Source organism: Stenotrophomonas sp. FR024 (genome assembly GCF_047500745.2).
In the GTDB taxonomy this organism is placed as follows: domain Bacteria; phylum Pseudomonadota; class Gammaproteobacteria; order Xanthomonadales; family Xanthomonadaceae; genus Stenotrophomonas; species Stenotrophomonas maltophilia_A.
This window is the reverse complement of sequence record NZ_JAXAXM020000035.1, coordinates 5,668-16,537: the sequence shown is the minus strand read 5'-3', so window position 1 is coordinate 16,537 and position 10,870 is coordinate 5,668. Positions and strand designations below refer to the sequence as shown.

General features: G+C 66.1%; 9 protein-coding genes. 5 read left to right on the top strand and 4 right to left on the bottom strand.

Going from position 1 to position 10,870, the window contains the following annotated elements; all coding sequences use genetic code 11:
- Positions 1–189: transposase (locus ACMZ91_RS21360; protein WP_495497675.1), on the bottom strand; the 189-nt coding region annotated here is incomplete at its 3' end.
- Between the two features lie 227 nt (positions 190–416).
- Here ACMZ91_RS21360 and ACMZ91_RS21355 point away from each other — a divergent pair.
- Complete coding sequence (locus ACMZ91_RS21355) at positions 417–1,604, top strand: mechanosensitive ion channel family protein (RefSeq protein WP_219631326.1); 1,188 nt, start codon at positions 417–419, stop codon at positions 1,602–1,604.
- A gap of 56 nt (positions 1,605–1,660) precedes the next feature.
- On the opposite strand, the gene ACMZ91_RS21350 is transcribed toward ACMZ91_RS21355, so the two are convergent.
- Genes ACMZ91_RS21350 through typA form a run of 3 tightly spaced genes read right to left on the bottom strand, consistent with a single transcriptional unit; the run spans position 1,661 to position 5,651 of the window.
- Positions 1,661–3,283, bottom strand: a complete 1,623-nt coding sequence (locus ACMZ91_RS21350) for an amidase (RefSeq protein ID WP_049401441.1) — start codon at positions 3,281–3,283, stop codon at positions 1,661–1,663.
- A gap of 41 nt (positions 3,284–3,324) precedes the next feature.
- Entirely contained in the window at positions 3,325–3,792 is a 468-nt protein-coding gene (locus ACMZ91_RS21345) for a DUF2127 domain-containing protein (protein ID WP_049422416.1), read from the bottom strand.
- Between the two features lie 11 nt (positions 3,793–3,803).
- Positions 3,804–5,651 carry a translational GTPase TypA gene (gene typA, locus ACMZ91_RS21340; protein WP_049455386.1) on the bottom strand — a complete coding sequence of 616 codons (1,848 nt, stop codon included), beginning with the start codon at positions 5,649–5,651 and terminating at the stop codon, positions 3,804–3,806.
- 274 nt (positions 5,652–5,925) lie between these two features.
- Between typA and ACMZ91_RS21335 the strand changes: the two genes are divergently transcribed.
- The 4 genes from ACMZ91_RS21335 to prpE all read left to right on the top strand — a co-directional run bounded on the left by ACMZ91_RS21335 (position 5,926) and on the right by prpE (position 10,838).
- Positions 5,926–6,417, top strand: a complete 492-nt coding sequence (locus tag ACMZ91_RS21335) for a peptidylprolyl isomerase (protein WP_004153629.1) — start codon at positions 5,926–5,928, stop codon at positions 6,415–6,417.
- A 118-nt stretch (positions 6,418–6,535) separates the two neighbouring features.
- Complete coding sequence (locus tag ACMZ91_RS21330) at positions 6,536–7,522, top strand: malate dehydrogenase (RefSeq protein WP_004153634.1); 987 nt, start codon at positions 6,536–6,538, stop codon at positions 7,520–7,522.
- 158 nt (positions 7,523–7,680) lie between these two features.
- Complete coding sequence (locus ACMZ91_RS21325; protein WP_049463326.1) at positions 7,681–8,295, top strand: RluA family pseudouridine synthase; 615 nt, start codon at positions 7,681–7,683, stop codon at positions 8,293–8,295.
- Between the two features lie 662 nt (positions 8,296–8,957).
- Positions 8,958–10,838 (top strand): propionate--CoA ligase, encoded by a 1,881-nt coding sequence (gene prpE / locus ACMZ91_RS21320; protein WP_049461267.1) that lies wholly within the window; start codon positions 8,958–8,960, stop codon positions 10,836–10,838.
- Positions 10,839–10,870 lie beyond the last annotated feature (32 nt).

Below are 10,870 nucleotides of genomic sequence, written 5' to 3'. Positions count from 1 at the left end.
GAACGGGAGGTCATAGGACCGGGCCTGGCGATGAAATCCCCGCCAACCATGCAGCCGATAGGTCGCCACCCAGCGCCTGACCATGGAGAACTCCAGGCCGTGGCGACGGGCAATGGCTTTGACCGATGTGGAGGTCTTGCAGGCCTCTTTGGCGACCTGCAGTTTGAAACGCGCGTCGTATTTGTTCATGTATCCCTCGGGGTTGGATCTAGCGTCCAACTCCCGGGGGTCACTTCATGGACGGGTTTACGGCGTCTCCCGCAACCGGACCCACCCCGCCATCCCACGGAATGCCAGCCTCTGCTGTTGCTTGTGCTTCGGCTGTTGCTGTTGCTTCGGCTCGCAGCAGGTGCAGGGCTGCAAGCCCTGCCGACCAACACCCTTCTTACGAACGACTGACGTGACACTCATGCGTCATGCGCGAGGCTGTCCGCTTGGCTGTTCGAGTGGAGGTGGCAACGGTGCACTGGCAAAGCGCACAGGCCTACGCATGGCCGTTGGGATTGGCAGCAGTAGTGGGCGGTATCGGCGCGTGGCTGATCCTCTGGATCTACCATCGATTGAAAGGGCGTGATCGCCGGCGCGCACGCATCGGTCGCGTGCTCGGGTTGCCACTGGCCACCGCATGGCCGCTGCTGTTGTTGATTCCCGCATTGCAGGCCACGCCACTGCAGGATCCGGTGCTGGGCAACCTGCAGCATGTGCTGCACATCGCGCTGACCGCGTGCTTCATCTGGTTGCTGGTACGCGCGGTGGCGGCGGGCGAGCGCGCGATCCTGCGCAGTCATCCCATCGATGTCGCCGACAATCTGGAAGCGCGCCGCATCCAGACCCAGACGCGGGTGCTCAGCCGCGTGCTGATGGGCGGCATCATCGTGCTCGGCGCATCGCTGGTGCTGTTGACCTTCCCGATGGTGCAGAAGATCGGCACCGCGCTGCTGGCATCGGCAGGCCTGATCGGCCTGGTGGCGGGTATCGCGGCCAAGCCGGTGTTCGGCAACCTGATCGCTGGCCTGCAGATTGCGGTGACGCAGCCGATCCGGCTGGATGACGTGGTGATCGTCGAGGGCGAGTGGGGCCGTATCGAGGAGATCGGCAGCAGCTACGTCGTGGTCCGTATCTGGGATGAGCGACGGATGGTGGTGCCGCTGACCTGGTTCATCGAAAACCCGTTCCAGAACTGGACGCGGCGTAGCGCCGACCTGCTCGGTACCGCGTTCCTGTGGTTGGACTACCGTGCGCCGATTGCCGCGATCCGCGCTGAGCTGGAACGCATCTGCCGTGGCGAAGCGCTGTGGGATGGCCGGGTCTGCGTGACCCAGGTGACCGAGACCAGCGAGCGTGCGATCCAGGTGCGCCTGCTGGTCAGCGCGCGAAGCTCGGGCGATGCCTTCGATCTGCGTTGCCTGGTGCGCGAGCGCATGCTCGATTTCCTCGCGAGCGAGCATCCGCAGTCGCTGCCGCAGGTGCGTGCGCGGCTGCAACACGAAGATGAGCTGGATATGCCGCGCGGTCCACGTGCACGCACCGCGGATGTGCGTTCGCCGGGTGCTGAAGATGGTGAGGCGGCGATCGTGCCGGTGGAGCCGGAACCCGAGCGGTAGCGCCGGTCGCTGGCCGGCGACCTGGGATCTGCCGGCCAGCGGCCGGCACTACCGGATCACGGCTCGCCAGCGTCGATCAGTGCGTCGGTATCGAAGTGCGGTGGTCGCCGCGCGCGCGTGCGCTGCTCATAGGCGTAGGCCATCTCGATCAGCTTCGGCTCGCTCCAGGCGGTGCCCATGAACAGCAGACCGACCGGCAGACCATCGATCTGCCCCATCGGCACGGTGAGGCTGGGATAGCCGGCCACGGCGGCGGCGCTGTAGCTTTCACCGGGGAAGTCGTCGCCTTCGCTGCGGATCGGCCATGCCACGCCGGTGGTCGGCGCCACCAGCGCATCGAGCTGGTGGGCGGCGAGGGCAGCATCGATGCCTTCCGGGCCGGCCAGCCGGCGCGCATCGCTGCGGGCGCGGATATAGGCGGGGTCGGCCAGGCCGGCGGTGGCATCGGCCTCCACCAGCAGCTCCTGGCCGAACAGGCCCAGTTCCTGCTTGCTGTGCGCCTGGTTGAAGGCGATCAGTTCGGCCAGGCTGCGCAATGGTGCGCGGTGGGTGCTGAAATAGCGCTCCAGCCCGGCCTTGAATTCGTACAGCAGCAGCGTGCGCTCGGCCTCGGCCCAGGCGCCCTGGTTGGGCAGCTCCACCGGCACCACCACGGCGCCGGCGCGGCGCAGCTCGGTTGCCGCCTGTTCGATCAGTGGCGGCATGCCACGGTACTTCAGCAGGGGCGTCTGCAGCAGGCCGATGCGCTTGCCGCGCAGGCCCTGCGGGTCCAGTCGCGCGGTGTAGTCGTAGACCGCGCGGCCGGGCATGGTCGCGGTGGCCGGATCGGCATCGTCGCGGCCGGCGATCGCGGTCAGCACGGCGGCAGCGTCGGCGACGCTGCGTGCCATCGGCCCGGCAGTGTCCTGGCTGAAGGAAATCGGGATGATGCCCTCGCGGCTGACCAGGCCGACCGTCGGCTTCAGGCCGACCACGCCGTTGATCGCCGCCGGGCAGACGATGCTGCCGTCGGTTTCGGTGCCGATCGCCACGCTGGCCAGGTTGGCGGCCACGGCCACCGCGCTGCCGCTGCTGGAACCACACGGCGAATGGCTGATGCGATAGGGGTTGCGGGTCTGGCCGCCACGCGCGCTCCAGCCGGAGATCGAATCATTGCCGCGGAAGTTGGCCCATTCGCTGAGGTTGGTCTTGCCCAGCACCACCGCACCGGCGTCGCGCAGCCGGCGCACCAGGTAGGCATCGTCCGGACGGAAGCCCTGCAGGGCCAGCGAACCCGCACTGGTGGCCATCGGCGCGGCGTTGATGTTGTCCTTCAACAGCAGGGGAATGCCATGCAGCGGGCCGCGCAGGCGGCCGTCACGGCGTTCGCGGTCGCGCGCGGCGGCTTCCTTCAGGGCATCGGGGTTGAGCTCGATCACCGCGCGCAGGCGCGGCCCGGTGCGGTCCAGCGCGGCGATGCGCTGCAGGTAGGCCTGGGTCAGGGTGGTGCTGTCCAGTTCCCCGGCGGTCATCCGCGCCTGCAGGTCGGCGACATCGGTTTCGGCGTACGGGAACGGCACGTTGCGGCTCGCAGGTTCGGCCGCATGCGCGCTGGGCGTGGCCGGGCTGCAGCCAGCCGAAAGCAGCGCCGGCAGCGCGGCGAGCAGGCAGGTCAGCAGAGGCGGCAAGGACGGGCGCATGGGGCGGCTTGGTCGGCTCCAATCCCCAGTGTAGCCGGTGCTCAGCGGTGGCGCTTGCGCAGGTCGCGGGCGAGCACGTAGACCACGATCAGGTTGATCGCCAGGATCGTCCACGACGGCCAGCCGGGGTGGCGGATGATCGCGAAGATGTCGAAAGGCAGGTACAGGGCGGCGGTCAGGCAGCCCAGCCAGGAGGCCCAGGCCTTGGCCCGCCACAGGCCCCAGGCTTCGACCAGGTGCAGCAGGCCGTAGCCGATCATCCCCGCCGCGGCCAGGTGGACCGCGTCGGGGCTGATCATGTGCAGCAGCGAGGGCAGGGTGCCATGGTCCGGATCCAGGCTGAAACGCCGGATCAGGGCCATGATGCCGTGCCGTAGCGGCTGCGGTCCGAGCACTTCCAGCCCGGTGGCGGCCAACAGCGCCAGCATCGCCTTGCTCGCTTCGAGCAGGGCGATGACATGGAGACCCGGATGCCGGTGTGGATCCGGGTTGTAGCCGCTCAGGTTCACGGGGTGCTGGCTCAGCCGCCGCGCGAAGCCTTCTTGCGGTCGCTTTCGGTCAGGAACTTCTTGCGCAGACGGATCTCCTTCGGGGTGATCTCGACCAGCTCGTCGTCTTCGATGAAGTCCAGGGCCTGTTCCAGCGAGTACTTGATCGCCGGGGTCAGCTGGATCGCATCGTCCTTGCCCGAAGCGCGCATGTTGGTCAGCGGCTTGGTCTTGATCGCGTTGACGGTCAGGTCGTTGTCCTTGGAGTGGATGCCGACCAGCTGACCTTCATACACGTTGTCGCCTTCAGCAGCGAAGAGCTTGCCGCGCTCCTGCAGCGGGCCCAGCGAGTAGGCCGGCGTGGTGCCCGGCGCATTGGCGATCATCACGCCGTTGATGCGCTTGGCGATCGCGCCCTGTTCCTTCGGGCCGTAGTGGTCGAACACGTGGAACAGCAGGCCCGAACCCTGGGTCAGGGTCTTGAACTCGTTCTGGAAACCGATCAGGCCACGGGCCGGGATCGAGTATTCCAGGCGCACACGGCCCTTGCCGTCCGATTCCATGTTCTTCAGCTGGCCCTTGCGGGTGCCCAGCTTTTCCATCACGCCGCCCTGGTGGATTTCTTCGATGTCCACCACCAGCTGCTCGATCGGCTCCATCAGCTGGCCGTCGATTTCCTTGATGATCACTTCCGGGCGCGACACGGCCAGCTCGTAGCCTTCGCGGCGCATGTTCTCGATCAGCACCGACAGGTGCAGTTCGCCACGGCCGGAGACCAGGAACTTGTCGGCGTCTTCCAGCTGCTCGACCTTCAGGGCCACGTTGTGGACCTTTTCACGGTCCAGGCGGTCCTTGATCTGGCGGCTGGTCAGGAACTTGCCACCGGACAGGTCCTTGTTGCCGGCGAACGGCGAGTTGTTGACCTGGAAGGTCATCGAGATGGTCGGCTCGTCGACGGTCAGCGCCGGCAGCGCTTCCGGGAAGTCCGGTGCGCAGATGGTGTCGGAGATGGTCAGCTCCTGGATGCCGGAGATGGCCACGATGTCGCCGGCCTCGGCCGAATCCTGCTCGATGCGCTCCAGGCCCATGAAGCCCAGCACCTGCAGCACCTTGCCGTTGCGCTTCTTGCCTTCACGGTCGATGACCGCGACCTGCATGTTCTTCTTCAGGGTGCCGCGCTGGATGCGGCCGATGCCGATCACGCCCACGAAGTTGTTGTAGTCCAGCTGGCTGATGCGCATCTGGAACGGGCCTTCCGGGTCCACTTCCGGACGCGGCGCGTGCTGCATGATCGCTTCGTACAGCGGGGTCATGTCGCCATCGCGCACGGTGTCTTCCAGGCCGGCGTAGCCGTTCAGGCCCGAGGCGTAGACGATCGGGAAGTCCAGCTGCTCGTTGGTGGCGCCGAGCTTGTCGAACAGGTCGAAGACCTGGTCGATCACCCATTCCGGACGGGCGCCCGGACGGTCGACCTTGTTGACCACGACGATCGGCTTGAAGCCCATCGCGAAGGCCTTCTGGGTCACGAAGCGGGTCTGCGGCATCGGGCCGTCCATCGCATCGACCAGGATCAGCACGGTGTCGACCATCGACAGCACGCGCTCGACCTCACCACCGAAGTCGGCGTGGCCGGGGGTGTCGACGATGTTGATCCGGTTCTTGATGCCGGTCTTCTTGTCTTCCCAGGTGATGGCGGTGTTCTTGGCCAGGATGGTGATGCCGCGTTCCTTTTCCTGGTCGTTGCTGTCCATCACGCGCTCGGCGAGGACGGTGCGCTCGGACAGGGTGCCGGACTGCTTCAGCAGCTGGTCGACCAGGGTGGTCTTGCCATGGTCGACGTGGGCGACGATGGCGATGTTGCGAAGATTTTCGATGGACATACGAAAGGGGGCCAGTCGGCGCCGGATTTGGAAAAAGAAGTCCAACATTATACGTCGAACTTGACGATTCGCGAAAAGGTGGATTTCACACCCGTCATGGGGCCCATTCAGCTGGGGGGCCGTGGCGCCGGTCGAGGCCGCCTGGCCTACACCGCGGGGCACCCCGTCCCGTGGCTGAAGCCCGGATCTGCGCCCATGGTCGAAGCCGCCGCCGCCACGAGGCAGGTGTAAACTAGGTGGCTAGACGCGTTCCCCATCTGCATCAAGGATCTTCATGTCCCTCATCGCCACTTTCGACACCACCCAGGGCCCGATCAAGGTCGAGCTGTTCGCCGACAAGGCGCCGCTGACCGTGGCCAACTTCGTGAACCTGGTCAAGCACGGTTTCTATGACGGCCTGATCTTCCACCGCGTGATCGCCGACTTCATGATCCAGGGCGGCTGCCCGCAGGGTCGTGGCACCGGCGGCCCGGGCTACAAGTTCGAAGACGAGAAGAATGGCGTGAAGCACGAGGTCGGCTCGCTGTCGATGGCCAACGCCGGCCCGAACACCAACGGCAGCCAGTTCTTCATCACCCACATCAAGACCGACTGGCTGGACGGCCGCCACACCGTCTTCGGCAAGGTCCTGGAAGGCCAGGCCATCGTCGATTCGGTCAAGCAGGGCGACGTGATCCATTCGATCACCCTGGAAGGCGACGTCGACGCCGTGCTGGCCGCCCAGGCCGAGCGCGTCGCGGAGTGGAACAAGCACCTCGCCGCCTGATCCCCCTTCGAAACGGCCACCCTCGGGTGGCCGTTTCCCTGTTCCCCGCCGCCCGCCAGGCCTGCGTGGCCACGCCCGCGGCGTCCCATCAAACGCTTGCAAGCAAGAGGAAACCCCCATGAAAGCACCCGTTCGTGTTGCCGTGACCGGCGCCGCCGGCCAGATCGGTTATGCCCTGCTGTTCCGCATCGCCTCCGGCGAAATGCTGGGCAAGGACCAGCCGGTCATCCTGCAGCTGCTGGAACTGCCGGTCGACAAGGCCCAGGCCGCCCTGAAGGGCGTGATGATGGAGCTGGAAGACTGCGCCTTCCCGCTGCTGGCCGGCATGGTCGGCACCGATGATGCCGAAGTCGCGTTCAAGGACGCCGACATCGCCCTGCTGGTTGGCGCGCGTCCGCGTGGCCCGGGCATGGAGCGCAAGGACCTGCTGCTGGAAAACGCCAAGATCTTCACCGCCCAGGGCGCGGCGCTGAACAAGGTCGCCAGCCGTGACGTGAAGGTGCTGGTGGTCGGTAACCCGGCCAACACCAACGCCTACATCGCGATGAAGTCGGCCCCGGACCTGAAGCCGGAGAACTTCACCGCCATGCTGCGCCTGGACCACAACCGCGCGCTGAGCCAGCTGTCGACCAAGCTCGGCAAGCCGGTCGGTGGCATGGAGAAGCTGGTCGTGTGGGGCAACCACAGCCCGACCATGTACCCGGACTACCGTTTCGCCACCGCCGATGGTGCGTCGATCGCCGATGCGATCAACGACCAGGAGTGGAACGCCAACACCTTCATCCCGACCGTCGGCAAGCGCGGCGCGGCGATCATCGAAGCCCGTGGCTCGTCCTCGGCTGCTTCGGCCGCCAACGCAGCCATCGACCACGTGCGTGACTGGGTGCTGGGCAGCAACGGCAAGTGGGTCACCATGGGCGTGCCGTCCGACGGTTCCTATGGCATTCCGGAAGGCGTGATCTTCGGTTTCGCGGTGACCACCGAGAACGGCAAGTACACCCTGGTCAAGGATCTGCCGATCGACGACTTCAGCCAGAAGTACATCGACAAGACCCTGGCCGAGCTGGAAGAAGAGCGCGCCGGCGTCGCCCACCTGCTGGGCTGATGCAGGCGGTACCGGCTCCGGCCGGTACGTCTTCCATCGAGGTAGGTGCCGGCCGTTGGCCGGTACGTGATCCAGAAGGTAGGTACCGACCGTTGGTCGGTACGCAGCAACGGGGAAGCTCAGGCTTCCCCGTTGCTGTTTGAGGAATACAGGAACTGATGATCCACCTGCATTACATCGACGACGCGCTGCTGGTGGCCGAGAAGCCGGCAGGCCTGCTGTCCGTGCCTGGCCGCAGCGCCGAGAACCAGGACTGCGTGGTCGCGCGCCTGCAGGCGCTGTACCCGGATGCATTGACCGTGCATCGCCTGGACCAGGTGACCTCCGGCCTGCTGCTGCATGCGCGCGGCAAGGACATGCAGGTGGCGTTGTCGATGCAGTTCGAGCAGCGCCAGGTTGGCAAGCGTTACGAAGCGATCGTGGAGGGGCTGCTTGAAGGCGATGCCGGCGAAGTAGACCTGCCGTTGATCGTGGACTGGCCGAACCGGCCGAAGCAGATGGTCGATCACGAACGCGGCAAACCGGCGCTGACACGTTGGCACGTAATGGCACGTGATGTTGAAGCGCAGCGCACCCGCGTGGCGTTGGAACCGATCACTGGCCGCAGCCATCAGCTGCGCCTGCACATGGCCAGTCTCGGCCATCCCATCGTTGGCGATGTGCTGTATGACGCCGCGCCGGCGCAGCGTGTGCATCTGCATGCGCGCAGCCTGCGGTTCACCCATCCAGTGACGGGCGAGCCGCTCGCGTTCGAGTCCGCGACTCCGTTCTAGGGGTTCGGCAGGGCTTGCAGCCCTGCACCTGCAGAATCAACGTCAACGTCAGAAGCGGGCTATCCGTGGGTTGGCGGGACGGTGTCGGAGTGCGGGGACGCCGCAAGTACGTCCCTGTAGGCTTGGCAGCCGCATCCATGCGGCTGACACCCCGCACTCCGACACCGTCCCACCTTCGACAGGTTCCCGCGGCTGTTGGTAACTGCGGCTTTGTTCCGCGCGGCTGTTGGTAGGTGTCGACCTTGGTCGACACGATTTTCCTTTCAGATATCGAATGAATCATCCACGCATGGCGTGGATCTACCGTGTCGACCAAGGTCGACACCCACCAGAGCAGTCGACCAAGGTCGACATCTACCAGAGCAATACGCCTTTCCGACAGATCGCAGGAAACTGTCGAAGGCGGGGTGGGTCCGGTTGCGGGAGTGTCCGCGGCATGGATGCCGCGGCCAAGCCCCCAAGGACGGGTTTACGGCGTCTCCCGCAACCGGACCCACCCCGCCATCCCCCAGGAAACCAGCTTCTGCTGTTGCTTCGGCCTCTGCAGGTGCAGGGCTGCAAGCCCTGCAGAACAAAACCCCACCCCCTACCAAGGTAGGGCGGCCCGCGCGCCAGCGCCGGACTATCCTCGAACCCATGACTTTGTCTGGGAGGGCTGCGTCATGAACTACGAGGAAACCTACCGTCGCTCGATCGACGAGCCGGAGGCCTTCTGGGGCGAGGAAGCCAAGCGCATCCATTGGCACAAACCGCCGCAGCAGGTGCTCGACTACAGCAACCCGCCGTTCCGGCGCTGGTTCGTCGGTGGTGAAACCAATCTCTGCTACAACGCCGTCGACCGCCACCTGGCCGAGCGCGCCGACCAGCTCGCGCTGGTCGCCATCTCCACCGAAACCAACAGCACCCGCGAAATCACCTATCGCCAGCTGTATCGCGAAGTGAACGACTTCGCCGCCGCACTCAAGCACCTCGGCGTCGGTCACGGTGACCGCGTGGTGATCTACATGCCGAACATGGCCGAAGCCGTGTTCGCGATGCTGGCCTGCGCGCGCATCGGTGCGGTGCACTCGGTGGTGTTCGGTGGCTTCGCCGCGCACAACCTGGCGCTGCGCATCGACGACGCCAAGCCCAAGCTGCTGATCGCGGCAGATGCCGGCATGCGCGGTGGCAAGCTGATTCCGTACAAGCCGATGGTCGATGCAGCCTGCGCCGAAGCCACGTCGCCACCGCCGCACGTGCTGATCGTGTCGCGTGGGCTGGATGCCGCCGAACCACGCGTGCCGGGCCGCGATGTGGACTACGCCGAGCTGCGTGCGCAGATCGGTGAAGTCGACGTGCCGGTGCAGTGGCTGGAAGCGAGCGAGCCGAGCTATCTGCTGTATACCTCCGGCACCACCGGCAAGCCGAAGGGCGTGCAGCGCGATGTGGGGGGCTATGCGGTGGCGATGGCGCAGTCGATGGAAACGGTGTTCGACTGCAGGCCGGGACAGGTGATGTTCTCCACCTCCGACGTCGGCTGGGCGGTCGGCCATTCCTACAACGTGTACGGCCCGCTGATCGGCGGCTGCACCTCGCTGCTCTACGAAGGGCTGCCGACCAACCCGGATCCGGGCATCTGGTGGGCGCTGTGCGAGCAGTACAACGTGCGCACGATGTTCTCGTCGCCCACCGCCATCCGCGTGCTGAAGAAGCACGACGCGGATTTCATCCATCGCCACGACCTGGGCGCGCTGAAGTACCTGTTCCTGGCCGGCGAGCCGCTGGACGAACCGACCGCGCACTGGATCAGCGAAGCGCTCGGCAAGCCGATCATCGACAATTACTGGCAGACCGAAACCGGCTGGCCGGCACTGACCCTGCTGCCGGGCCTGGAGATGAAGCCGGTGCGTTTCGGCTCGCCCGGGTTCCCCAATCTCGGCTACCGGATGAAGGTGATCGACGAGAACACCGGCGAGGAAGTGGCACCGGGGCAGAAGGGCGTGCTGGTGGTGTCGCCGCCGCTGCCGCCGGGCTGCATGAGCACGGTGTGGAACGACGACAGCCGTTTCCTGCAGAGCTACTTCAGCCACTTCAAGGAGCTGCTGTACAGCTCGCTGGACTGGGCGATCCGTGACGACGATGGCTACACCTTCATCCTCGGCCGTACCGACGATGTGATCAACGTGGCCGGCCATCGTCTGGGCACGCGCGAGATCGAGGAGGCTATCTCCAGCCATCCGCGCGTGGCCGAGGCGGCGGTGATCGGGGTCAAGGACGAACTGAAGGGGCAGGTGCCGCTGGTGTTCGTCACCCTCAAGCAGGGGCTGGATGGCGAGGATCCGGCGCCGGTGGTGGCCGAGATGATGGCTACGGTGACCACCTCGCTCGGCGCGGTCGCACGCCCTGCGCATGTGCACGTGGTCAATGCCTTGCCCAAGACCCGCTCTGGCAAGCTGCTGCGGCGCTCGCTGCAGGCGTTGGCCGAGCAGCGCGACCCGGGTGACCTGTCGACGCTGGACGACCCCAGCGCGCTGGAGGAGATCCGCCGCGCGCTGGGACGCTGACCCGGTAGTGGGGGGGGGGGGGGGGGGGGGGG